This is a genomic window from Bradyrhizobium sp., from assembly GCF_004799405.1.
GTDB lineage: Bacteria > Pseudomonadota > Alphaproteobacteria > Rhizobiales > Xanthobacteraceae > Bradyrhizobium.
The window spans coordinates 16,505-40,989 of sequence record NZ_SSMW01000146.1 but is presented as its reverse complement, the minus strand read 5'-3'; the positions used below and the strand labels follow the sequence as shown (position 1 = coordinate 40,989).

Annotated in this window: 16 protein-coding genes and 1 pseudogene; 13 read left to right on the top strand and 4 right to left on the bottom strand. The window is 64.1% G+C overall.

Annotated elements, in window-relative coordinates:
* Positions 1-58: 58 nt before the first annotated feature.
* From E7813_RS23180 to E7813_RS23170, 3 genes are all read left to right on the top strand, one after another.
* Complete coding sequence (locus tag E7813_RS23180; RefSeq protein ID WP_291577631.1) at positions 59-706, top strand: OmpA family protein; 648 nt, start codon at positions 59-61, stop codon at positions 704-706.
* A 149-nt stretch (positions 707-855) separates the two neighbouring features.
* The gene (locus E7813_RS23175; RefSeq protein ID WP_291577610.1) at positions 856-1,788 is read left to right on the top strand and encodes an efflux RND transporter periplasmic adaptor subunit; all 933 of its coding nucleotides are present in this window, start codon (positions 856-858) and stop codon (positions 1,786-1,788) included.
* A complete protein-coding gene (locus tag E7813_RS23170) occupies positions 1,788-4,931 on the top strand; it encodes an efflux RND transporter permease subunit (protein ID WP_291577609.1) in 3,144 nt (1,047 codons plus the stop codon). The genes E7813_RS23175 and E7813_RS23170 overlap by 1 nt, the downstream gene beginning before the upstream one ends.
* 73 nt (positions 4,932-5,004) lie before the next feature.
* Here the strand turns inward: E7813_RS23170 and E7813_RS23165 are convergent, their stop codons facing one another.
* Complete coding sequence (locus tag E7813_RS23165; protein ID WP_291577608.1) at positions 5,005-5,679, bottom strand: Crp/Fnr family transcriptional regulator; 675 nt, start codon at positions 5,677-5,679, stop codon at positions 5,005-5,007.
* A 213-nt stretch (positions 5,680-5,892) separates the two neighbouring features.
* Between E7813_RS23165 and E7813_RS23160 the strand changes: the two genes are divergently transcribed.
* Both E7813_RS23160 and E7813_RS23155 read left to right on the top strand, forming a co-directional pair.
* Positions 5,893-7,878 carry an AsmA family protein gene (locus tag E7813_RS23160; RefSeq protein WP_291577607.1) on the top strand — a complete coding sequence of 662 codons (1,986 nt, stop codon included), beginning with the start codon at positions 5,893-5,895 and terminating at the stop codon, positions 7,876-7,878.
* Between the two features lie 320 nt (positions 7,879-8,198).
* The gene (locus E7813_RS23155) at positions 8,199-10,685 is read left to right on the top strand and encodes an adenylate/guanylate cyclase domain-containing protein (protein ID WP_291577606.1); all 2,487 of its coding nucleotides are present in this window, start codon (positions 8,199-8,201) and stop codon (positions 10,683-10,685) included.
* Positions 10,686-11,333: 648 nt separating this feature from the next.
* Here E7813_RS23155 and E7813_RS23150 read toward each other — a convergent pair.
* A pseudogene (locus E7813_RS23150) lies at positions 11,334-11,450 on the bottom strand (DUF892 family protein); the annotation flags it as partial.
* Between the two features lie 122 nt (positions 11,451-11,572).
* Entirely contained in the window at positions 11,573-12,418 is an 846-nt protein-coding gene (locus tag E7813_RS23145) for a hypothetical protein (protein ID WP_291577605.1), read from the bottom strand.
* A gap of 390 nt (positions 12,419-12,808) precedes the next feature.
* Between E7813_RS23145 and E7813_RS23140 the strand changes: the two genes are divergently transcribed.
* The gene (locus E7813_RS23140) at positions 12,809-13,708 is read left to right on the top strand and encodes an HlyD family efflux transporter periplasmic adaptor subunit (RefSeq protein WP_291577604.1); all 900 of its coding nucleotides are present in this window, start codon (positions 12,809-12,811) and stop codon (positions 13,706-13,708) included.
* A gap of 249 nt (positions 13,709-13,957) precedes the next feature.
* Here E7813_RS23140 and E7813_RS23135 read toward each other — a convergent pair whose 3' ends face one another.
* Positions 13,958-14,803 carry a caspase family protein gene (locus tag E7813_RS23135; protein WP_291577603.1) on the bottom strand — a complete coding sequence of 282 codons (846 nt, stop codon included), beginning with the start codon at positions 14,801-14,803 and terminating at the stop codon, positions 13,958-13,960.
* A 433-nt stretch (positions 14,804-15,236) separates the two neighbouring features.
* On the opposite strand from E7813_RS23135, the gene E7813_RS23130 reads away from it, so the two are divergent.
* The 7 genes from E7813_RS23130 (at position 15,237) to E7813_RS23100 (ending at position 24,480) form a co-directional block, all read left to right on the top strand.
* Complete coding sequence (locus E7813_RS23130; protein WP_291577630.1) at positions 15,237-16,967, top strand: hypothetical protein; 1,731 nt, start codon at positions 15,237-15,239, stop codon at positions 16,965-16,967.
* A gap of 169 nt (positions 16,968-17,136) precedes the next feature.
* Positions 17,137-17,889, top strand: coding sequence for a thermonuclease family protein (locus E7813_RS23125; protein ID WP_291577602.1), 753 nt, complete (start codon positions 17,137-17,139; stop codon positions 17,887-17,889).
* A gap of 60 nt (positions 17,890-17,949) precedes the next feature.
* Positions 17,950-18,789 carry an LssY C-terminal domain-containing protein gene (locus E7813_RS23120; protein WP_291577629.1) on the top strand — a complete coding sequence of 280 codons (840 nt, stop codon included), beginning with the start codon at positions 17,950-17,952 and terminating at the stop codon, positions 18,787-18,789.
* 73 nt (positions 18,790-18,862) lie between these two features.
* On the top strand, positions 18,863-20,050 hold the full coding sequence (locus E7813_RS23115) for an aminotransferase class V-fold PLP-dependent enzyme (RefSeq protein WP_291577601.1): 1,188 nt from the start codon (positions 18,863-18,865) through the stop codon (positions 20,048-20,050).
* 356 nt (positions 20,051-20,406) lie between these two features.
* Positions 20,407-21,468: an ABC transporter ATP-binding protein gene (locus E7813_RS23110; protein WP_291577600.1), complete on the top strand. Its 1,062-nt coding sequence runs from the start codon at positions 20,407-20,409 to the stop codon at positions 21,466-21,468.
* A 22-nt stretch (positions 21,469-21,490) separates the two neighbouring features.
* Positions 21,491-22,558 carry an extracellular solute-binding protein gene (locus E7813_RS23105; protein WP_291577599.1) on the top strand — a complete coding sequence of 356 codons (1,068 nt, stop codon included), beginning with the start codon at positions 21,491-21,493 and terminating at the stop codon, positions 22,556-22,558.
* A 185-nt stretch (positions 22,559-22,743) separates the two neighbouring features.
* Positions 22,744-24,480 carry an iron ABC transporter permease gene (locus E7813_RS23100; protein ID WP_291577596.1) on the top strand — a complete coding sequence of 579 codons (1,737 nt, stop codon included), beginning with the start codon at positions 22,744-22,746 and terminating at the stop codon, positions 24,478-24,480.
* The last annotated feature ends 5 nt before the right edge of the window (positions 24,481-24,485 follow it).

Below are 24,485 nucleotides of genomic sequence, written 5' to 3'. Positions count from 1 at the left end.
TGTTTGCAAATCGATTTGAACAGCGCGGGCAGCGCAGGAGGACTGGGAAATGTCGAAAATGTCTGGAAGGAGAACTCTTACCGCGATCCTTTCGATCGTGACGATTGGCGTGGCACTTTCCGTAGGGGTGGGAAGAGCCGTCGCCGGCGACGTCACCGAGGATCAAATCGTCAAGGCGCTGGTTCCGGTCAAGCCGGTGCTCACCAGGGGCTTGTCAGTAGGGCCCCAGGCCGATCCGGAGGCCATCGCCGCCGAAGGGCGTTTTGTTAATACCATTCGCAACCGGACGACACGCTCGCTTTCGAACACCGAGCGGGAAGAAATCGCCACCATCGTCAAGGACAAGCCGAATATCGATCTTGAAATCACCTTCGATTACAATTCAGCCGATATCAGCGCAAAATCATTGCCTGCGGTTCAGGCTCTCGGAAGAGCGCTTACCAATCCCGACCTGAAGGGATCGACCTTTCTCGTCGCGGGCCACACCGATGCTGCCGGCGGCGATGCCTTCAATCAGGACTTGTCCGAGCGGCGCGCGGATTCGATCAAGCGTTACCTGATGAGCAAGTTCAACATCGCCGGCCCCGATCTCGTGACCGTCGGATATGGCAAGACCAAGCTCAAGAACCCGAACGACCCGCTGGCTGAGGAGAACCGCCGCGTGCAGGTCGTGAATATGGAGAACAAGACCACCGCGTCCAAGTGAACGGGTGCCGGCGCTGAATAAAGTTCTGCAACCTTCATGCGTCCCGCAGCCTTGCGGGACGCATTCTTCGTCATTCAGGGATGGTGCGCTGGCACAGACCGCTGGCACAGACCCGGCTCCTCCCGACACAGGCTTGGATTGATCCGGCGATGACGCCCTCCGCATACCTCAAACCTGCGATAACAGCGGTTGCCGTGATTGCACTGGGCGGCGGATGGTACTGGTTTGAGCACCGTCCCCGCGCCGAAGACAAGGAAACACCGGGCAACGCCCTTGTTGTCGTGACCAAGTCCACCAATGCCTGTTTCTCCGACCTGGTCCGGGTCACCGGATTTGTCGTGCCCCGCCGGGAAGCGGTCGTCGGGGTCGACCAGGAGGGATCCAAGGTTTCCGATCTTCTGGTCCGTGAAGGCGACACGGTTACCGACAATCAGGAACTGGCCCGCTTGACGCCCCCACCGGCGCAGCCTGGCGCCCCCGCCGGCGGCGCGCGGTCTGCACCGACCTCGTTGCGCGCGCCGGCTGCCGGACTGGTGATCCAGGTCAACACCATCGTCGGAGCGCCGGCCTCGCCGCAGGCCGGCCCGATGTTTCGAATTTCCGTCAACAACGAAGTCGAACTCGACGCCGAAGTGCCCGCCTTCCACATGATGAAGCTCAATCCGGGGGCGATAGTGCGGATCAGCCGGGACAACGCGCCGGACCTTGTCGGGCGCGTCAGGCTGGTATCGCCGCAGATCGATCGCGCGACCCAACTCGGCCATGTCAGGATATCGCTCACCAACAACCCGTCCCTCAAGGTGGGCATGTTCGCCCGCGCCAACATCAACGCCAAACAAAGCTGCAATGGAGTGGCGGTCCCGCGTACCGCCATTGACCATCTGACCGTTCAGGTGGTCAAAGGGAACACGATCGAGACGCGAAAAGTCCGGGTTGGGCTGGTGTCCGACACCTCGACGGAAATTCTCGAAGGCCTCGACGTAGGCGAAGTCGTCGTGGCCGACGCCGGCAGTTCGCTGCATGACGGCGACCAGATCAAGACCATATTCGCCGAGGACCTCGATCGAACGCGGGGACGTTGATGGCTCTGAATATCTCGGCGTGGTCGATTCGAAACCCGCTTCCGTCCATCGTTTTTTCGATCATCCTGCTGGTTTTGGGCTGGATGAGTTTCACCAAGCTTGCGGTGACGCGCCTTCCCAGCGCCGATATCCCCGTGATTTCGGTTGCGGTGGCACAATTCGGCGCCGCCCCGGCCGAACTGGAATCGCAGGTTACCAAGACCATCGAAGACGGCGTATCCGGCGTCGAGGGTGTGCGGCACATCTCATCCTCGATCACCGACGGACTGTCGGTGACGACGATCGAGTTCGCGCTCGAAACCAACACCGACCGGGCGCTGAACGACGTCAAGGATGCGGTTACCAGCGTTCGCAGCAACCTGCCGCAAAACGTCAATGAGCCGCTGATTCAGCGCGTTGACGTGATCGGCCTGCCGATCGTCACCTATGCCGCGATCTCGCCCGGCAAGACTCCCGAACAGTTGTCTTACTTCGTCGACGACGTCGTCAAGCGCGCGCTGCAGGGCGTGCGCAACGTCGCACAGGTCGAGCGCATCGGCGGCGTCGAGCGCGAAATCCAGGTGTCGCTCGATCCCGACCGGTTGCAGGCCGCCGGCCTGACCGCTGTCAACGTCAGCCAAAGCCTGCGCGGCACCAATGTCGACCTTGCCGGTGGCCGGGCTGAGATCGGAAAGAACGATCAGGCCATCCGGACGCTGGCGGGCGCCAAGACGCTCAACGATCTCGCCGGAACCATGATTCCGCTGTTCGGCGGCGGCGAAGTGCGCCTGGACGATCTCGGGACCGTGACCGACACTATCGCCGACCGCCGGACATTCGCCCGCTTCAACGGCGAACCGGTGGTCGCGCTCGGCATCAAGCGTTCGAAGGGCGCCAGCGACGTGGTCGTCGCGGCGGCGATCCAGAAACGCATCGATGCCCTCAAGGATCAGTATCCCGATGTCGACCTCAAGCTGATCGACACGTCGGTCGACTTCACCAAGGGCAACTACGAGGCCGCGATCCGGACACTGTTCGAGGGTGCCATTCTTGCCGTCATCATCGTCCTGCTGTTCCTGCGCGACATTCGTGCCACCATCATCGCCGCGATCTCGCTACCGCTGTCGATTTTCCCGGCGTTCTGGGCGATGGACATCCTCGGGTTCTCGCTCAACCTCATCAGCTTTCTTGCCATCACGCTCTCGACCGGCATTCTGGTCGACGATGCCATCGTCGAGATTGAGAACATCGTGCGGCACATGCGGATGGGCAAGACGCCCTATCGCGCGGCTCTCGAGGCCGCCGACGAAATCGGACTGGCGGTTATCGCGATCAGCCTGACCATCATCGCGATCTTTGCACCCGCAAGCTTCATGTCCGGGATCGCCGGTCAATTCTTCAAGCAATTCGGCATCACGGTGTCGGTGCAGGTATTCTTTTCGTTGCTGGCGGCCCGCTTCGTCACGCCAATGCTGGCCGCCTATTTCATGAAGCATCACACGCACGAAGACCCGCCGCCGGGGCGCGTACTGCAAACCTATCATCGTCTGGTTACCTGGTCGGTGCAGCACTATTTCATCACCGTCGTGATCGGTTTCGGAATTTTCGCAGCCTCGATCTGGAGCATTACGCAACTGCCGCAAGGTTACCTTCCGGCCCAGGACGCCGCGCGCTCGCTGCTGGCAATGGAGCTGCCGCCCGGCTCGCAGCTCGCTTTCACCGAGAAGACCACCGAAGAAATTGTCTCGCGTCTGCGCAAGCGGCCGGAGGTCAAGAGCGTGTTCGTCGATGGTGGCCGGGTGCCGCCGGGAACGCTCGAAGTACGCCGCGCGGCGTTGATCATCAATTATACGCCGAAGGGCGAACGCAAGGTCACGCAACGCGAGCTTGAGCTTTCGATCGCCAAGGATCTCGAAAACGTTCCGGACATCCGGTACTGGTTCCTCGACGAGAATGGCCAGCGCGCCATATCGCTGGTGGTGACCGGCGTGGACAGCAACATCGTCGGTAATGTCGCCAACGAACTGGCGACGCAGATGAAGCGGATTCCGCTGATCTCCGATGTGATCTCCGAGACCTCGCTCGACCGTCCCGAACTTCGCATCCAGCCGCGGGCCGATCTGGCGGCGCGGCTCGGCGTCTCCACCGAAAGCCTGTCGCAGACGATTCGCGTCGCCACCATCGGCGACGTCGGTCCGGCGCTTGCCAAGTTCGATGCCGGCGACCGGCTGGTGCCGATCCGGGTCCAACTCGAAGATTCGGCGCGCGGCGATCTGCCGATTCTCGAGCAATTGAGGGTCCCCTTGGGCGAGCACGGCGAAAAGGGCGGCGTACCGCTTTCCGTTGTCGCCGACATCAAGCTCGATCAGGGCCCGACCAGCATCAATCGCTACGACCGGCAACGCCAGGCGACGGTTGCGGCCGATCTCGTCGGCTCGGCGGCGTTGGGTGAAGCCACCAAGAGGATCGACGAACTGCCGGTCAAGAAAAGCCTGCCGAAGGGCGTCACGGTCGCTCCTTCCGGCGATGCCGAGGCCCTCAAGGATCTGGCGAGCGGCTTTGTCACCGCGATGACTTTGGGCTTGATGATTGTTTACGCCGTTCTGGTGCTGCTGTTCGGGACGTTCCTGCAACCGATCACCATCCTGTTCTCGCTGCCGCTCTCGATCGGCGGCGCGATCGGGGCGTTGCTGCTGACCGGTAACCAGCTCACCGTTCCGGTCTATATCGGCATGCTGATGCTGATGGGCATCGTCACCAAGAACGCCATCATGCTGGTGGAATTCGCGGTCGAATCGATCCGCGAAGGCAAACCCCGCGCCGAAGCGATCATCGATGCCGGCATGAAGCGCGCCCGTCCGATCGTCATGACCACCGTTGCGATGGCGGCCGGCATGACGCCGAGCGCTCTGGCGGAAGGCGCCGGCGGCGAATTCCGCTCGCCGATGGCGCTGGCCGTGATCGGCGGCCTGATATTCTCCACCGTGCTGTCGCTGGTGTTCGTGCCGGCGATGTTCATGATGATGGACGATCTGGCCGTGCTGTTCTGGCGCTTGGGCAAGAAACTGGTGTCTTCAAACGCCGATGCCGAGCATCCGCCGGCTGATCATTCCGGCGACCATAAACCCCCGCCGAGCATCGTGCATTCGCCGGCCGCGGAGTAGCGCTCATCCGAGAATCCGCAGCATGCCGGATGCCCGGCTTTCGCGGTCGCCCCGCGAACCGCCGCAGCCCGCGCTATTCGTTGCGTGCCACCGCGGTCAGCCGGGCGATGTTCCGCAATAAAATCCGGCCGCGCTGCAAGTCCAGGATGCCGTCCTTGCGCCATTGCTGCAGCTGACGGTTGACGCTTTCGCGCGCAGCGCCGACGAATACGCCGAGCTGCTCCTGGGAAATATGCACCTCGGAGCCGAAATCGGAGGCGAGCGCGCAGAGCCGCCGCGCCAGCCGCACCGGCAGCGGCTGCAGTACCGATTCCTCCATCCGCTCGCTCTGCCAGCGAATCCGCTGGCACAGGAGCTGGATCAGCTTGATCGCCACGCGCGGCTCACGTTCGAGATGGGCGAGGAAGTCTTCCCGCCGGAGTACGAACAATTCGGTCGGCTCGCCGGCGGTCGCATCCGCGGTGCGGCTCTCGCCGTCGAGCACCGCGACCTCGCCGAACAAATCGCCCGGACCCATGAAATTCAGGGTCAGGCGGCTGCCGTCGGAGGCCCCGGTTTCGATCCGGATCTGGCCGCGGCGCACCCCATAGAGTGCGTCGCCGCTGTCGCCTTTCTGGAACAGCACCCCGCCGGCCGGAAGTTGCTGGGTGTGGCAAAGACCGGAGATTCGCTGCAATTCGTCGGCGCCGAGGTCCGCGAACATCGGATTCATCTTCAAAATAACCGCAAATTCGCTCTGTTTGCTCATTGCAATGCCTTCCGGCCGTTCGAAATCGCCAACAGGGATTGTACGAAACCCGCTTCCCTCGAAGTGTGGCATAAGTCACATAACTTTGCAGCACCCCTGCATTATTTTCGGCTGCTTTGAGCTGTTTCCCCTTTCCGGGATAAGCTTGAATGATTGGCCGCGCCCGGTCGCGGGGCCAAAATCGATGCTGCTTGCCCGGTTTGGAACGACGACATGAAAGCACTGAAAATCGCAGGCGCCGCCATCGCTGCCGTGATCATTGCGGCGGTATTGCTGCTGATCATCGGGATTCCCTCAGGCTTCCTGACGTCGACGATAAAGGACCAGGTCGAACGCGAAACCGGCTATCGGCTGACCATCAACGGCGCGACCAAAATCGGCCTCTGGCCCTCGCTGCACGTGACGTTGCACGACCTCACGCTTGAGGACCCGCAACAACGCGATACCAGCAAGCGCCTGACCGTCGGCAGCGTCGAGGCCGACGTGACGCTTGGCAGCGTATGGTCGGGTCATCCGCAAGTCACCGAGCTTGCGATCGTTCACCCGACCGTCTACGTCCCGCTGCTGCGCGAACGCACCGCCGCACCCATTGCGTCATCCCCTCCGCCGACGTCCTCCGGCAAGACCGACACGAAGGCGTTCGCCATCGATCACGTGACGGTCACCGACGGCACCGCGATGTTTTCCAACGTCCGGGACCGGGTCAACAGCCGCATCGACAGCATCAATGCCGATGTCAGGATCGGCGGCGATCGCAGGATCACGATCAACGGCAGTGCCGGCGCCGGCGACCGCCCGCTCAAGTTCGGGATCAAGGCGACGGTGCCGGCTTTGCCGCTCGAGCGGCAAAACATTCCGGTTGAACTGACCCTCGAGGACCCAAATCTGCTGCAGGCCCCGCTGTCGGCCAAGGCCGAGGTCCGGCTCAACGGTTCGGTCGCCATGATCAACGGCCTGACCGGAACGATCGGCGATGGCGCGTTCAATGGCTGGGCATCGGTCGATCTCACCAGCAAGCCGCTGGTGAAAGTCGATCTCGACTTCCAGCGGCTTGCCGTCGCGATGCCGGCAGCTGCCACCCCCGTCACGTCGCAGACTTCCCAACAGGGCTGGAGCAGTGAACCGACCGACGTCAACCGGTTGAACTATATCGACCTCCAGGTCAGGATTTCCGCCGCCGAGCTCAATATCGGCACCGCGCATTTCGCCCCGGCGGCGATCGACGCCACGCTCGCCAGCGGCGTGCTCAAGGCCGACTTCGCCAATCTCGGAGCCTATGACGGCCAGGCCAGCGGTCAACTCATCGTCGATGTATCCTCGGGCAATCCGGCCTACACGCTGCGCTGTGACCTTGCCGGGGTCGGTGCGCTGCCGCTGCTCAAGAGCGCGGCCGATTTCGACAAGCTCGACGGAAAAATGCAGGCCAAGATCGTGGCGAATTCCTCCGGCAACAGCCAGCTCGCGATCGTCTCGAATTTGAGCGGAACGGTGTTCGCTATTTTTCAGGACGGCGCGATCCGCGGCCTCAACGTCGCCCAGATGGTCCGCTCGCTGACATCCGGAACGCTGTCGGGATGGCAGGAAGGCAAGGAACAAGCCACCGATCTGGCGCAGCTCAGCGCCTCGTTCCGGATCGACAAGGGCCAGGCCACCACCACCGATCTCAACCTGGTGGGCCCGCTGGTGAAGATGACCGGCGCCGGCACCATCGACCTGATCGGCAAGCAGATGGCGTTCCGGGTCGAGCCGAAGCTCGTGATGACCACCGAGGGCCAGGGCCGCGCCAGCGACCCGGTCGGGCTCGGCGTCCCCGTCATCATCGACGGCCCCTGGGCCCAGCCGCGCATCTATCCGGAAATGAGCGGCATTTTCGACAATCCCGATGCGGCCTATGCCAAGCTCAGGGAGATGGGCAAAGGCCTGTTCGCGGGTGGCGCTCTCGGCAACCTCGGTAACCTCGGCGGCACCGGATCGGGCGGCGGCACCGACCAGTCCGGCGCGCTCAGCGGCAAGCTCGGGGAGACCCTTGGCAACCTGCTGCAGGGATTGGGCCAAAACCGCAGCCTGCCGGACAAATCCTCCGACCCGGCCGCGCCGCCAGCCGCAGCACCTCCGCCGGCGCAGAGCGACGTTGCTCCGCCGCCCTCGCAGGACAGCCAGCCGATGAACGATGTGCTGAAGCAGTTGTTCAAGCGCTAGGGCGTCCTTTTTGTTGCCACCGCTGTTGAAGCAAGGGCAGTAGGCTCCCTCTCCCCTTGTGGGAGAGGGTTGGGGTGAGGGGTCGCGGTCTATCGATAGTCTGTACCCCTCACCCGGATCGCATCTGTCGATGCGACATAGCCGAAGCCTTGCTTCGGCGTCCTTTTTCGAGAACGGCCGCCAAAGGCGGCCTACGCCTCTCCCACAAGGGGAGAGGTATCAGAACCAACGTTAACGGCCCGAAATCCCGGCTAACCACGCTGGCAGCTCCCCGGCCAAAACCCCTTGAATTGTGCTAGGAATGGCGCACGAGGGACTGGATGAGCGGATTCAAGGACAAAATCTGGCGTCTGCGCGAGGGCCTGTTTGCCAAATACGTGATCGCGCTGGTCGGCCTTGTGGTGTTCGTGCTCGCGGTCACCGGCGCGCTGGAAACCTGGATCAGCTACCGCGGCATCAAGACCACGCTGACCGGTGCGATGTCGGACAAGGCCGAGGCCACCGCGCGGCGGATCGAGCAGTCGGTCTCCGAGCTCGAGCGGCAGATCAGTTGGGTGACCCGCGCCAGTTCGGACGCGGCGCGCGCGCCGCTTGAACAGCACCGTGCCGACTACGCCCAGCTGCTCAACCAGGTGCCCGCGGTCAACCAGCTCTCGCTGATCGACGGCAGCGGCCACGAACTGTTGCGGCTGTCGCGCCTGACGATTTCGGTCGGCAGCAAGGCCGACTTTTCCCGCGACCCCAGGTTCACCGAGACCGTCGCCAGGGGCGTCAGCTATTCGCCGGCTTTTTTCCGGGACCGCCAGCCCTTCATGTCGATCGCGGTTTCGCATTCCGGGTTCAACGCCGGCGTCACCATCGCCGATATCGACCTTCATTTCCTGTCGGATTTCCTCGGCGACGCCCAGGTCGGCAAAGCCGCCTTCGCCTATGTGGTCGATTCGCGCGGCCAGGTGCTGGCGAGTTCGGCCAAGGGCCCGGCGATCGGCAAGAACATCTCGACCCTGCCGCAGGTCGCCGCACGCCTGACGGCGGCCAGCCAGGCCGCGACCTCCGGCACCGACGCCGACGGCTATTCGGTGCTGACCGCGTCCGACGGGCTGCCGAAACTCGGCTGGTACGTGTTCTTCGAACAACCGACGGCCCAGGCGCTGGCGCCGATCCGCGATCAGCTGGCGCGGATCGTGCTCCTGATCGTGCTCGGGCTGGTGGTGGCGAGCCTTGCCGGCACCGTGCTGGCCCGCCGCATGCTGATCCCGATCACGGCGCTGCGCCGCGGCGCGCGGCGCATCGGCGAGGGCGATTTCAGCCATCGCATCGACGTGCATACAAGGGATGAGCTGGAAGAGCTCGCCAACCAGTTCAACAGCATGGCCGGCCAGCTCGCCGAGACCTATTCGGGCCTTGAATCCAAGGTCGAAGAGCGCACCCGCGACCTGGCGCGGTCGGTCAACGAACTCAAGGTGCTCGAGGAAGTCGGCCGCGCCGTCTCCTCCTCGCTCGATCTCAACGCCGTGCTGCCGACGGTGGCGGCCCGCGCGCTCGAAATCACCCATGCCGATGCGGTTCTGATCTACGGCTACGACGCGGCCAAGCAGCAGTTCAACCTGTCCGAGGCCATCGGCATCGACAAGGCCGCCGAGGGCGCCCATCTCGCCATCGACTACGGCGCCAGCGTGCTCGGCGAAGCCGCCGCCAAAGGCGAGCCGATCGCGATACCCGACCTCGCCGGCGCCGCGGACAACCTGTTGCGCGATGTTGCGGTCAAGGCCGGCTTCCAGTCGGTGCTGGTGATACCGCTGGTCGACCAGCAGGGCACGCTGGGATCGCTGGTGGTGCTGCGCCGGGCCACCGGCGAATTCTCGCCGAACCTGATCGGACTGATGCGCACCTTCGCGCATCAATCGGTGCTCGCCATGCGCAACGCGCGGCTGTTCACCGAAGTGGACCAGAAGGGCCGCGAACTGGCCTCCGCCCATTCGATCGTGCAGCAACAGGCCGGCAAGCTGCAGGAACAGACCGAGCAGCTCTTGGACTGGAACAAGTCGCTGGAAGAACGGGTCGAGAAGCAGATCGGGGAGATCGAGCGCATCCGAAGGCTCGAGCGCTTCCTGCCGCCGCAGGTCGCGCAACTGATCGCCTCCTCCGACGGCCAGGATTCGCTGCTCGACAGCCACCGCCGCGAAGTGACGGTGGTGTTCTGCGACCTGCGCGGCTTTACTGCGTTCACCGAGGCCACCGAGCCCGAGGAAGCCATGAACGTGCTGCGCGAATATCATGCCGCGCTGGGCGAATTGATTTTCCGCTACGAAGGCACGCTCGACCGCTATGCCGGCGACGGAGTGATGATCCTGTTCAACGCGCCGATCAAATTTGCCGACCATACCAAGCGCGCGGTCAAGATGGCGGTCGAGATGCGCGACGCCATCGGCCTGTTGACGCAGAAGTGGCGCAACCGCGGCCACAGCCTCGGATTCGGCGTCGGCATCGCGCTCGGCTATGCGACGCTGGGCCAGATCGGATTCGAACAGCGGCTGGAATATGCCGCGATCGGCAGCGTTACCAATCTGGCCTCGCGGCTGTGCGACGAAGCCAAGGCCGGCCAGGTCGTGGTCGCCCGGCGCGTCTACGGCATCGTGGAGCAATGGGTCGATGCCAAGCCGCTCGACGACCTGCAACTGAAGGGCTTCAATCATCCGGTGCTGGCCATGGAGATCCTGCGCTGGCGCGAGGACGGCGAGGCGGCGGAGACCGCCGCACCCGATGTGCCCGAAGCCGAGCCGCGGCGCCGGAAGCAGCCGTCGTAGGAAATCTCTCACTGTCGTTCCTGCGTTCGCAGGAACGTCAAAACACACCTCCGCGATCCCGCGGCGCGATTTCGCCCGGGCTGTGCAAAGAGTCCTTCGCCTCGAAAGAGAGGGCGCAGGGAATGCCGGGCGCCCAACGCGCCCGCAGCCTGGCAGGGCAGAAAAAACAAGCCATGCCAGCAAAGTCACCACGGTCACGCCGGAAATCACCCGGCATTCCCCGCACAATGGTTTTACGGTTTACTCCGTGCTCTCCCCGGTGATCGGGCTTTCTTGTCACCGTCATCGGCGGATCACTCCGCCGACTTGACACCGGCGTCGAGGTGTCAGGACCACACGGCTTCACCGTCCGCCTCAAGCGCCGTTCGTCAAAAGCGCCCTAGCGTCCACCGCATCCCGCCCCGCGTCCGTGACGATCGCGAGCGCCCCTGCAGGGGGCGAGACAGGAATGGATATGCACCTGATTCGCGCTTCTGAAAAACAGAATATTTTTGCGAATGGGGCTTGACAGAGGTTATCGAATTGATGCGGCACTAAAAATTAGCGGCTGGGTGCAAGTCGCTAAAGCCGTCGAGCGACTGCGGATACCGTCGCGCTCAATATGCAAAGGCGCAAGCGCGCGCCTTTGCATGTCTGCGAAAACCGCCGTCAAAGCGCGGCTTCGGCCTCGGTATTCACAACCGATTCCGCCAGGGTGGTAAGGGCCGCGTCGGTAGCCTTTTCCTCCTTCAGGGTCGCCTCCAGCAGCGCCACGGCATCGATGAGATGGCGTGTCGCTCAGCGCAACAGCAGGATCAGGATGATCAGTGGAATCGGAATTCCAACCAGCCAGAGCAGGATAGGCATGCGATGTTCCTTTCAGGTGAAAGAGCAAGAGAGAGAATGCATTAGCGGCGCGCCCGGTTTCCCCAGGTGCCGTCGCGCAGTCCACCGCCCTCGGTTGCGGCGAGACTGGCGCAGAACGCACCAATCAGCAGCGAAGCGGTCAGCCAGAAGGCGAGTTGCGCCGTCGCCTTGCGGGCGGCGTCGGTATCGGCCTTCACCTGCGTCACCACGTCGCTGACGCGCTTGTCGGCATCAGCCTGAGACATGCCGGTGCGCGCCGCGACGACCTTGGAGACATAGTCACGATCGGCCGGCTTCAGATCGCCGCCGTTGCGGAAGCTGGTGGTGAACAGCCGAACCATTTCACCGCGTGCTTCGCCGGGATTGCCGGCATTCGGCGCGGCGGGCGTGTCGGAACGCAAGAGTGTATCGATATAGCCATCCATCGGTCCCATCCGGCTTGCGGCTGATGCGGTCGCCTGCCCAGCACCGGACGCTGCGCCGCCGATCAGGCTGCTCGCAGGGGAAGCCAGCAGTACGGCGCCGAGCACCGAGGCGAAGGCCCAGGCCACAAATCCATGCGCGGTATCGCGGAAGTAGACCTCGTCGCTATGGACGCCGATCCAGCGCGAGCGCAGCCGGCCGGCGATATAGCCGCCGATCGAGGAAGACAGCATCGCGATGACGACGAGATAAAGCCCGGTACCGATCTTGAAGCTCGATGCCGACACGCCGGCGCCGGCCCAGGGCGAAACCACGGAAAGGCCAAGTCCGATGCCGAACGCGATCAGAACCAGGGTCAGCGCGCAGGCGACGATCGCGCCGGCGGCGATGGCCGCCCACGAAACGCCCGCGACAGACGGCTCTCCTGAATCCGCTCCGGGTTGAATGACGACGGTATCGATCATGAGGTGCTCCCAGCTTTCCTGCGACCCGCACGGTCGCGTGCCGCAATAAGCGGCAGCGGAAACAAATGTTCCCACGGAAAAATGGAGCCTTGAAAACGGAGATTGCCGAACGGGAAGACGAGGCCATCACCTTTGGCTATCCGCGCGAGCGCGTTTTGGCAGCGGGCCGTAAGCCTTTGGCTATCCGCGACAGGCGCCGCTGTTAACGGCGGGTGATGGCCTCGCATTCCTAATCTGTTTTGCGGGATTTGGTTCCGGGTCTGGCGGATGCATCGCCTCTGACAGCCTCAGTGCGAATTCCGCCGCCCCCGCCCGCAGATGCCAAGAGCCGCTTGGCTCCATCGTACCCCTTCTGGTATCCATGCTTGCTGGAATGGAGCTGAAACGCCGATGACTAATTCCGCCGCACCGAAGTCCGCTCGCGCCCTGCTCGCCCCCGTCGCCGCAGCCCTGCTCTGCCTCGTCTCGGCGCACCCCTCCTTCGCCGCCGACGAGGCCGACGCCCCCAACGGCGCCACGGTCACCGTGCTCAAGGCGGCGAAATCGTGCTTTAAGGCCATGGTCGAGGTTTCGGGCACCGTGATCGCGCGGGACGAGACCATGGTCCGCCCCGAGCGGCAGGGCCTGAAGGTCGCGGAAATCCTCGCCGACGCCGGCGATACCGTGACGGCCGGCCAGGTGCTGGCCCGGCTCACGCTGCCCGAAGGCGGCACGGCGCAGGTGCAGGCGCCGGTGGCCGGGCTGATCGCCACGTCCTCGGCGGTGATCGGCGCCAACGCGTCGGGCAAGGGCGAGGCGCTGTTTTCCATCATCGCCCGCAACGAATTCGACCTGGTCGGCCTGGTGCCGACCGAAAGTCTCGCCAACCTAAAGGTCGGCCAGGCGGCGCATATCAAGGTGATCGGCGGCGGCGAAGTCGACGGCCGGATCCGCCGGATCGGGACCACGGTCGAGCCCAACGTCCAGCTCGGCCAGGTCTTCATCGGGGTCACCACCAACCGGCGCCTGCTGCTGAATTCGTCCGGGCGGGCGCAGATCACCACCGGCCAAAGCTGCAACGTGGCGGTGCCGCTCACCGCCATTATCTACGGCAGCGTCGGCACCGTGGTGCAGGTGGTGCGGCGGGCGCGGGTCGAGACCCGGCAGGTCGAAACCGGGCTAATGTCCGGCGGCCAGGTCGAAATCCGCAGCGGCCTCGAGGAAGGCGACATCGTGGTCGCCCGCGCCGGGGCGATCCTGCGCGAAGGCGATCCGGTGCGGCCGGTGATGGCGAACGTGGACGCGAAGTAGGGCGGGGGGTTAGGTGCGCGCCTCGTCGTTCGAGGCTCGCTGCGCTCGCACCTCAGGATGACCGGATTTGTTCCGAGCTATTTCAACAATGACGGTGAGCTCCCTCTCCCCTTGTGGGCCGAGACGAGCGAAGCTCGCTCTTAGAGGGTTGGGGTGAGGGGTTCAGGTCTACCGATAGTCCGTAACCCCTCACCCGAATTGCTTCGCAATTCGACCTCTCCCACAAGGGGAGAGGTTGCAGCGGGGGCGTCAGCCGCCGAAGTTCACGTCTTCCAGCAGCGAGGAGGATACCGAGGGCACCTGTTCGCCGTCGGAGGCGCGCGAGATGGCGACGCGGGTCTTGTTGAAGACAGACTCGGCGCTGGCGACCTGGGCGTTGAGGTTGTTGAGCAGCTCCGACACCAGCACGCTGTGCTCACCCCTGGAGTCGTCGGCGACCTTGCCCGGCGTGGCCGAGGACAGCACCAGCGCGTTGTCGGGCGCGTTGATCGGCGCGAGCCCGTGGGAGAAGGCGCGGAAGCGGCGCTCATAGGGGTTGCGGCGCGAGGCGTCGATCACCACGAGCTTGGCGCGGGCGCCCTGCTCCTTCATGGTGTCGAGCACGGATTCGATGCTGACCCCGTCGCGGCGCACGTCGGATTCCTTCCAGATCGTTGCATCGACCGGGATCATGTAGCTCTCGCGGCCGGCCTGGACGCCATAGCCGCCGAAGAACAGCAGCACCACAGATTCCGGCCTGATCTTTGACTTGAGGCGGCCGACCGCCCGGTTGATGTCGTCCTTGCTGGCGTCTTCCACCACGTCGACGTCGAAGCCGTTATGGCGCAGCGTCGCGGTCAGAGCGCGGGCATCGTTGATCGGCTGGCTCAGCGGCGCCGACGCGTCGGGGTAATGTCCGTTGCCGATCACCAGCGCAAGCCGCGAACCCCTGGCTGCGGCGCCGGTCTGCTCGGCGGTGACGGCGGCCCTCGCCGCGTCCATCGCCCGCTTGCTCATCAGCGCGGCATGGGCGCCGATCGCCAGCGACACCACGCCCACCAAGGCGGCGGCAATGGTGAGGGTGCGGTGGGAGACATGGGGCAGCGGAAGTTTCATTCGTTGATTCCTGGTCATCGTCCAAACGCGATCAGTTTGTCGCGCCAAAGGCCTTAAGGTTTGAGGGATCGCCGGACGGTGTGTGTGGGGTCCAATTGCGCTCAATTTGCGGCACTGCAGCAAACAAACCCTTAACCCGCAAGGGGCCTCCCGGGCAAGACGGAACCTCGTTTACCGAATGCGGTGTTGCCGCCGGGTTAACTCGATCGTGGTTCCATCCTGCCGCCGGCGCGCGCCCCTATTCCGTGATCTCCATCACATTTGTGTTTCCTGTCGTTTCGTGTAGTTTTTCAAGGGCTTGAAGGTTCACGGAACCTGCAACCCATTGGGATTTGCAGGTTTTCAGGGCGGCGGCGGCAGCCGGTGCCGAGTTGGCGCGGCTGGGCGGGACATGCGGCGGGAACCGCAGGTTTCGGAAACCCGAAAGAAAATCATGGGCTTTCAAACCATCGCCGGAACCGTCTACCGCGCGCTGACGGTCGGCAAGGATGGGCCGTCGCTCTACGATGTCTGCGATCCCTTGCTGCTGAACGGCAAGGGCTACGACCGGCACCTCGGCAAGTTCTACAAGACCGCGCTCGGTAACCCCGCTTTGCGCCCGCTGCTGCGGCGGACTGGCCTGGCCGAATTGCGCGACGAGCCGCGGCTGCAGCGGCTGCGCGAGGCGCTGATCCGGGCGCGCGACGACGAGACGCCGGACTGGGCCGCGATCGGCCGGCCTGTGGCGGAACTGCTCGATACCCTCGACGTGCAGCATCCCTCGCCCGGGCCAGCGACCGCGCCCGATCGCGCCCCTGACAGCGCCGGGATCGAAGCCATCATCCGCAGCTGCGGCGCGCACCTTTTGGGCTCGTTCAAGCGCAACGGCTTCATTCCGACCTACGCCGCCTTCAACCTGATCGGCGACGCCGACATCGGCGGCCGCGAACTGTCGATGGCGCTGACCGGCCTGAATTCGCGCGGCTACAAGAATTCGACGCTGCTGTTCAACCTGGCGCGGGTCTTCATCGCGCGCTCGCCGGCGCGCGCGCTGATCAACCCGCCCTGGACCGGCATCGCCGAGCCGATGTGGCAGCCGATGCAGATCCGCCATCGCTCGGCCTATTACGACGCGTTCTTCACCGAAGCCTTGCTGAGCTTTGTCGAAACCGGGCTCGCCTCGCCGGACCAGGCCAGCGCATCGCGCCGCGCGATCGCGGCGATGGTGGATTTCTGCCTCAATACAAGCCGCGAAGAGGTGCGCGCCCAGGACGGCTCGACCGTCAGCGTCATCACCGCGCTGGCGCCGCTGCCACATCCGCGCTTTTCGAGGTTCTTCGCCCACATCAAGCAGGATCTCGGCTTCGGCGTCTACGTGCCGGACTGCGACACCACCGCCTGCTCGTTCTCGGCGGCAACCCAAGCCGGCTCCGACGATCCGATCCTCGACCAGCCGCTGCTCGACTTCTATGCCGGCTACCAGGTCGGCGGCGGCGCCAACGAGCCGCTGGTCACGGTGCCGCTCAACGACAACATCGATTACGAAGGCGGCGTCGTCACCTGGATCGACAACCTCAGGGGCGAACGTCCGTTCGGCAACGACCTCGACCCCACGCTCAATCTCGACATCCTCGAAGTCAGCTTCCGCAACCACGCGCGATGGAAGATCGTCGAGACCCCGGCGCGGCTCGACACTATCAGCCGCATCATCGGCTTTCAGAAGCGCCTGGTCGCATCGGGCGCGTTCAGCGATCCGCGCTCGCATATCTATTATTTGCCGGAGCTGTACTGCGCCTATTTCGGCCGCTGCTACGCCGCGTTCATCGCGATGCCTTTAGCGGCGCAGCAGGCGATCGACCCCGACGGCGCGTTCGATTTCATCCGGACCAAGGTGCTGGCTTACGTGCAGACCGAACTGATCGCGGCCGAGATGAACGTGTTCGACGCCGCCCTGGCGCTGATCGCACTGGGCCATCTCGGCGCCGAGCCCGCGAGCTTCACCCCGGCGCTGCATTGCATCGTCCGCCATCTCGGCGAAGGCGGCCATCATGGGCCGTTCCGGGCCTATGAATGGAACAAGATGAAGACCCCGACCCGCATCCTGGTCGGCGGTCCCGAAGTGACCTCGGCCTTCGTACTGATGGGCCTGGCGCTGGCGCGGCGGGTCATGCTGCGGGGGGCGTAGATATCGTAAGGATCGCTTTGCTTTACCCTTCCCTGGAGGGGGATGGTAGGCAAGCTATCGCGTTAAGTTGACAGCGGCCACGGCGCCGGGCGCTGGCACGCCAGCCAAATCCGCACCACAATCCGGCGGCATAATTACAAGACTACGCATTCGAATCCGGTCCCTTTTCATGATCATGAGATTCCTCTTGGTGAGATTCCGCATCAGATTTCTCCTGGCGATGGCGACGCTGCTGGTGCCGGCCATCGCCGAAGCCGCCGACATCACCGGGGTCCCGAAAATCCGCGACGGCGATCAGATCCAGATCGGCAGCACCCGGATCCGTCTCGGCGGCATCGACGCGCCGTCGATGGACCAGCTTTGCCTCAACCACACCGGCGAGCGTTGGACCTGCGGCGTCGCCGCGCGCGACGAACTGGTCAAGCATGCCGACAACAAGTCCTGGACCTGTCATGTGCAGCGAACCGACCGCCGCGGACGCGTGGTGGCGCGCTGCGAGGTCGACGGCGAAGACATCCAGAAGTGGATGGTGAAGAGCGGGTGGGCGCTGTCCTATGTGCGGTTTTCCCATGATTACGACGCCGACGAGAGCGCCGCGCGCGAGGCCAAGGCCGGGATGTGGCAGGGCGCCTTCATCGCACCGTGGGACTGGCGGGTCCGCAACAAGAAGACCGTCATTCTCGGCGCCACCAAGCCGCCGCCGAATTCCCACGCGATCCTGCTGGCTTCCGCGTCGGGATCGGTGGCGCCCTCGCCCGACTGCACCATCAAGGGCAACGTCAATGGCGCTGGCGAATGCATCTATCACAAGCCCACCAGCCGATGGTATGCGCAGATCAAGATGCAAATCAGCAAGGGCACGCGCTGGTTCTGCTCGGTCGAGGAGGCCGAAGCCGCCGGCTGCCGCGAGACCCGGCGCTGACCGCCGGCGGATGTGCCAGTTTCGCAGATGGATTTGTGAGAGCGCGGCGTCGTGACCGATATTCCAGACGGCTTGCAGGATAGCGGGGAATCGCCGGCGCAGAAGCACGGCCGGATCAGGCGCTACGCGCTGCTCTCGCTGGTGATCATCGGCGCCTACACGCTGCTGGCTTATCTGGTGCTGCCGGGCTTCTGGACCCATCACGAACACCAGAAGGGCCTCGCCACGCTGCCGATGGTGACGCTGACGGCGCAGGGCATCGCCGGCGATCCGATCAATGTCGGGCTCGTCGGCAACGACAAGGACGTGCTGTGCGCCATGCAGGCCGCCGGCTGGCTTCCGGCCGACCCGGTGACGCTGCGATCCTCGATCGAGATCGCCGGCAGTGTCTTGCTGGACCGGCCCTACCCCGACGCCCCGGTCAGCAATCTCTATTATCTGAAGCGGCGCGAGGATCTCGCGTTCGAAAAGCCCGACGGCAATAGCGCCGATCACCGCCATCATGTGCGGTTCTGGAAGGCGCTGGAGGAAGGCGAGGAGAAGCGCCCGGTCTGGCTCGGCGCGGTGACCTTCGACCGCAGCGTCGGCGTCAGCCACTATACCGGCGCCGTCACCCACCATATCGACGCGGACATCGACGCCGAACGGCTGCGGCTTGCCACTGATCTGGAAACCGCCGGGATGGTGGACGCCAAATATCAGGTGACCGGCATCGGGCCGACATTCGCCGGGCGCAACGGCGGCGGCGATCTCTATGATACCGACGGCGAGGTGTGGATTCTGCGGCTGGTCGAGGCCTGCCGGAAGCGCGCCGGCCCGGCCGAGGTTCTCCCAAGCCCGCCCGCGACCGAGATCAAGGATCAACTCTGGCAAGGGCTCGCCGGCACGCTGCGAAAATAGACCGCCAACAGCTTGAATTTCCCGCTATTCTCCTGCATCCCATCCCCTCGAACCCATCCAAAGGAACAAGAAAATGACCGTTCGCGCGGGCCGAGAGTTTCTGGCAATCCCCGGGCCCACCACAATGCCCGACGAAGTGCTGCGGGCGATGCATCGCCCCGCGCTCGACATCTATTCCGATGAGTTGATCGGCATGACCGACAGCCTGCTGCGCGATCTGTCGCGGCTGTTCGCCACCAAGGGCCATTCCTACATCTACATCGCCAACGGCCACGGCGCCTGGGAAGGCGCGCTGAGCAATGTGCTGTCGCGCGGCGACAAGGTCCTGGTGCTGGAAAGCGGCCGGTTTGCGATCGGCTGGGGCAACGCTGCGGCGGCCATGGGCGCCGAGGTCGAAGTGCTCAAGGGCGACTGGCGCCGCGCCATCCGGCCGGCCGAAGTTGAGGCCCGCCTGCGGCAGGACAAGGGCCACGCCATCAAGGCGATTCTCGCGGTCCAGGTCGACACCGCCTCGGGCGCGATCAACGACATCGAGGCCATCGGCAAGGCGATCAAGGCGGCGGGGCACCCTGCGCTGTTCATGGTCGATGCCGTGGCCTCGCTCGGCTGCATGCCGTTCGAGATGGATGCGTGGGGCGTCGATGTTGGGATGTCCGGATCGCAGAAGGGCCTGATGTCGCCGCCCGGCCTCGGTTTCGTCGCGGCCAACGACCGCGCCCGCGCGGTGCACAAGACCGCGAACCTGCGCACGCCGTATTGGGACTGGACCGAGCGCGAAGGCTCCGAGCATTACCGGAAATATGCCGGCACCGCCCCGGTGCACCTGTTGTTCGCGCTGCGCCAGGCCATCGACATGCTGTTCGACGAGCAGCTTGAAAACGTCTTCCTGCGCCATCGCCTGCTGGCCGAAGCGGTGCGCCGCGCGGTCGCGGTCTGGGCCGAGGGCCAGGTCCTCAACTTCAACATCGCGGAGCCCAACGAACGCTCGAATACCGTGACCACCGTGGTGATGGCCAACGGCTACGATCCGTCCGTGCTGCAGCGCTACTGCAAGGAGAAATGCGGCGTGGTGCTCGGGGTCGGGATCGGCGATCTCGCCGGACAGGCGTTCCGGATCGCCCATATGGGCCACGTCAATGCCCCGATGATTTTGGGCACGCTGGGCGTGATCGAAGTCGGACTCAATGCGCTCGCTATCCCGCATGGCCGCGGCGGCACCGAAGCGGCGATCGAGTGGTTGGGCGAAAGTGTAAGTGCGTGATCCCAATACCGCCTCTCCCCTTGTGGGAGAGGCATAGGCCGCTTTAGCGGCCGTTCTTGAAGAAGAACGCCGAAGCGAAGCTTCGGCTACGTCGCATCGCCAGATGCGATCCGGGTGAGGGGTTACAGACTATCGATAGACCTGAACCCCTCACCCCAACCCTCTAAGAGCGAGCTTCGCTCGTCTCGGCCCACAAAGGGAGAGGGAGCTCACCGCCGTTGCCGAAACATCGAACCAATGCGTCAATCCAATCAAAGTCTATGGCGCCAAGTCTATCCGCTACCCCGGCATTCGTGCTTATATTGATCCAGCGATAAATAAGACAGCCGACAACGGCGCTATTTGGGGAGAGTTGATTGGCGTCCGTTGAATTGCGTAACCTGACCAAGCGGTTTGGATCGCTGACGGTGGTCGACAACGTCTCGCTGCGGATCGACCACGGGCAGCTGGTCTGCCTGCTCGGCCCCTCCGGCTGCGGCAAAACCACCACGCTGCGGCTGATTGCCGGATTCCTGGAACCATCCGGCGGCGAAATCCGCGTCGGCGACCGGCTGGTATCCTCGCAGGCCCGCACCTTGCCGCCCGAGCAGCGCAAGATGTCGATGATCTTCCAGAGCTACGCGCTGTGGCCGCACATGACGGTCGCCGAGAATATCGTCTACGGGCTGCGCCTGCGGAAGATCGATCGCGCCACCATCGCCAAAAAGCTCGACGTGATCCTCAAAGCCACCAAGCTCGAAATCCTCGCGCAGCGCTATCCCGGCGAACTGTCGGGCGGACAGCAGCAGCGCGTGGCGCTGGCGCGGGCGCTGATCGTCGAACCGGAAACGCTGCTGCTGGATGAGCCCTTGTCCAATCTCGACGCCAACCTGCGCGAGGAGATGCGTTTCGAAATCCGCCGCCTGCACGACGAATACCGCTACACGACAGTTTACGTCACCCACGACCAGTCGGAGGCGATGACCACCGCCGACCTGATCGCGGTGATGAACGCCGGCGTCATCGACCAGCTCGGCTCGCCCGAGGATATCTACGCCCGGCCCGAATCCGAATTCGTCGCGCGCTTCATCGGCGCCAGCAACGTGATCAAGGGCGAGGCCCGCGACGACAACCACGTCGCGTTCGCGGGCGCGACCCTGCAGGTGGTGGGTGCGAAGCTGACCGCCGGTCAGAATGCCGCAGTCGCGATCCGCCAGCACGACATCGAGCTTTCGACCGCAGCACCTTCGGCATCGCAAAACGTGGTCAAGGCCACCGTGACGCGGCAGGTTTTTCTCGGCGCCAGCCGCGACTACATGGTCGAAACAGCCGACGGCACGACGCTGCGCGCCATTACGGCGACGGAAAACGCCGTGCCCAAAGGCGCCCAGGTCTGGTTGACGCTGCCGCCGGAACGTTGCCGGGCGCTGAGCCGCTAACAAAAGTGAGCCGGAGGACACGATGAAGACGCGAAAATTGTCGAGACGCGACATTCTCAAAAGTTCGACCGCGCTCGCGCTTGGAACCGTGTTCGCATCGCCCGCGCGTGCCGAGGCGCCGCCGGCCGAAGCGATCACGCCGCAACTGATCGAAGCGGCAGGCAAGGAAGGCAAGGTGATCCTGTACTCGTCGATGGATCTCCCCGTTGGCGAGAAGCTCGGCAAGGCTTTTGAGGCCAAATATCCCGGCATCGCCGTGCAGATCGAACGCTCCGGATCGGAGCGGCTGTTCCAGCGGGTGGCGCAGGAATTCGGCTCCGACATCCACGCCGCTGATGTGATCAACAGCTCGGATGCCTCGCACTTCATCTCCTGGAAGAAAAACGGCTGGATGGCGCCGTTCGTGAGCGAGGACATCGCGCAGTATTTTCTGCCGCAGTTTCGCGATCCCGACGGCATGTCGGCGACCTCGCGGATCTATCTGTCGTCGATCGCCTACAACACCAACCTGGTGAAACCGGACGACGCGCCGAAAAGCTTTGCCGACCTGCTCGACCCGAAATGGGCCGGCAAGATGGTCAAGGCCCATCCCGCCTATAGCGGCACCATCATGACCGCGACCTTCCAGATCGTCCGCGAACTCGGGTGGGAATATCTGGAGAAGCTGTCGAAGCAGCGCGTCATGCAGGTGCAGTCGTCGACCGATCCACCGAAGAAGCTGTCGCTCGGCGAGCGCGCCGTGATGGCCGATGGCAACGAATACGGCGTCGTGCTGCTGAAGGAGGCCGGCCAGCCGGTCGAGCCGGTCTATCCGAGCGAAGGCGCGCCGACGGTCTCGGGGCCGACCGGCATATTCGCCACCGCGCCGCATCCCAACGCCGCGCGGCTGTTCCAGGCCTGGCTGCATACCCGCGAGACCCAGCAATTCTTCAGCGATTACACCGCGCAATATTCGGCGCATGCGCAGGTGGTGCCGAAGCCCGGCCGGCGCAAGCTTTCCGACCTCAAGCTGATGAAGGAAGACGCCGCCGGCGTCGAGAAAATGGCGGAAGAGATCAAGACCCGCTATGCCAAGCTGTTCCATGTGTGACGGATGAAAATAGCCCGGAGCGACTCGTCGATTGAACATCGAATGGCAGCGATCAGGCACGCTCTGCTCTCTCCCCCCTTGTGGGGGAGAGCTGGAGAGGGGGGTGGCTGCGAATTCGGTGCTTGTAGCTCACCCCCCTCCCTAACCCTCCCCCACAAGGGGGGAGGGAACGTATCATCACGGCAGTGCGCGCGAGCCACATGACCATCACCGGCAGCATCGACCCCGCCAAGGCCAGGATCGACTGGACCAAGCCGGTGCTGTGGCTGTTTGCGGCGTGCCTAGTGGTGCTGATCGTGATGCCGCTGTCGTGGCTGGCGTTCTACAGCGTGACCGACCGCGACCATCACCCGACCCTGCAGAATTTCGTCACCCTGTTCACCGACCCGGATTTTCTCGATCCGCTGCTGACCACCGCGATCATCGCGACCTTGTCCGCCACCATTTGCTGCATCGTCGCAGCCCCGATGGGATGGCTGGTGTCACGCACCGACATGCCCGGGCGGCAGTTCATCCGCTCGCTCGTTACCGCCTCGTTCGTGACGCCGCCGTTTCTCGGCGCGGTCGCCTGGGAGTTGCTGGCAGCGCCCAACAGCGGACTGCTCAACCAGTTGTTCCGCACCCTGACCGGCGCCGAGCCCGACCAACATTTGTTCAACATCTATTCGATGACCGGAATCATTTTCGTGATTTCCTGTTACACCTTCCCCTTCGTGTTCGTCCTGCTCGCCAACGCGCTGGACAACATGCCGGGCGAACTCGAAGATGCCTCGGCCATTCTCGGTGGCAAGACCTGGACCACGGCGCGGCGCGTTACGATCCCGCTGGCGCTGCCGGCGCTGGTCGCCGGCGCATTGATCGCCTTTCTGCAGGCGATGACTTTGTTCGGCTCACCGGCAATCCTGGCGCTGCCGGCCGGCTTTCATACCATGACCACGAAAATCTGGAGCCTGTTCCAGTATCCGCCGAAGCTTGAACTGGCCGCCGCCGCCGCGGTGCCGCTGTTGCTGTTGACAATTCTTTTGCTGCAGGCGCAGAAATTCATCCTGGGCCGCCGCGGCTATTCCGTCGTCGGCGGCAAATATGGCGCGCCGCGCCGGGTCGAACTGAACAAATGGCGCTGGGCGGCGCTGGCGTTCTGCCTCGTGATGCTGCTCAATCCGGTGTTCCTGCCGTATTTCGCGCTGCTCAACGCCGCGTTCTCGCCGAATGCGACGACCTTCGTGACGCCGGCCACGCTCACCTTGCACAACGTCATCTTCGTGTTCACCGAGTTGTCTTCGACGCAACTCGCCCTGAAGAACACGGTGATCCTCGGCACCTCGACCGCGACCATCGGCACACTCCTTGCGCTGGTCATCGCCTATGTCACGACACGCCGCGTGATCGCGGGCTCCCGCGTGCTCGGTTTCCTCGCCACCGCGCCGGTCGCCGTTCCCGGGATCGTGCTCGGTGTCGGACTGTTCCTGAGTTACACCAGGCCGCCCTTCGTGCTGTACGGCACGTTGTGGATCCTGCTGATTGCGTTTCTCACCATCAACCTGCCGTCGGCCTATCAGCAATTGCAGGCCGCGTTCGCCACCATCCATCCCGAACTCGAGGACGCCAGCCGCATTCTCGGCGCCACCCGGCTGCAATCGCTGCGCCAGATCACCGCGCCCTTGCTGCGCACCGGCGTGATCGCGACCTGGTGCTTCATCTTCATCGGCGTGATGCGCGAACTGTCCGCCGCAATCGTGCTGTTCACCTCGCAGACCAAGGTGCTCAGTGTGCTGATCTACGATCTCAATGAAAGCGGCGATCTCGCCGCGATCTCGGTATTGGGCATTGCCATGCTGGTGATCACCTTTGCGGTGGTGTTTGCCGTCAACCAGATTCCCGGGTTCGGCACCGGCGCTACCGCGCGCTTGCGCAATGGGTAGCTTCG

Bases quoted from the DNA above. Each gene is read 5' to 3' on its own strand.
- E7813_RS23105 (WP_291577599.1), top strand. From the start codon at position 21,491: ATGAAGACGCGAAAATTGTCGAGACGCGACATTCTCAAAAGTTCGACC.
- E7813_RS23160 (WP_291577607.1), top strand. From the start codon at position 5,893: ATGAAAGCACTGAAAATCGCAGGCGCCGCCATCGCTGCCGTGATCATT.
- E7813_RS23115 (WP_291577601.1), top strand. From the start codon at position 18,863: ATGACCGTTCGCGCGGGCCGAGAGTTTCTGGCAATCCCCGGGCCCACC.
- E7813_RS23125 (WP_291577602.1), top strand. From the start codon at position 17,137: ATGATCATGAGATTCCTCTTGGTGAGATTCCGCATCAGATTTCTCCTG.
- E7813_RS23130 (WP_291577630.1), top strand. From the start codon at position 15,237: ATGGGCTTTCAAACCATCGCCGGAACCGTCTACCGCGCGCTGACGGTC.
- E7813_RS23165 (WP_291577608.1), bottom strand. From the start codon at position 5,679: ATGAGCAAACAGAGCGAATTTGCGGTTATTTTGAAGATGAATCCGATG.
- E7813_RS23170 (WP_291577609.1), top strand. From the start codon at position 1,788: ATGGCTCTGAATATCTCGGCGTGGTCGATTCGAAACCCGCTTCCGTCC.
- E7813_RS23175 (WP_291577610.1), top strand. From the start codon at position 856: ATGACGCCCTCCGCATACCTCAAACCTGCGATAACAGCGGTTGCCGTG.
- E7813_RS23155 (WP_291577606.1), top strand. From the start codon at position 8,199: ATGAGCGGATTCAAGGACAAAATCTGGCGTCTGCGCGAGGGCCTGTTT.
- E7813_RS23180 (WP_291577631.1), top strand. From the start codon at position 59: ATGTCTGGAAGGAGAACTCTTACCGCGATCCTTTCGATCGTGACGATT.
- E7813_RS23140 (WP_291577604.1), top strand. From the start codon at position 12,809: ATGACTAATTCCGCCGCACCGAAGTCCGCTCGCGCCCTGCTCGCCCCC.
- E7813_RS23135 (WP_291577603.1), bottom strand. From the start codon at position 14,803: ATGAAACTTCCGCTGCCCCATGTCTCCCACCGCACCCTCACCATTGCC.
- E7813_RS23145 (WP_291577605.1), bottom strand. From the start codon at position 12,418: ATGATCGATACCGTCGTCATTCAACCCGGAGCGGATTCAGGAGAGCCG.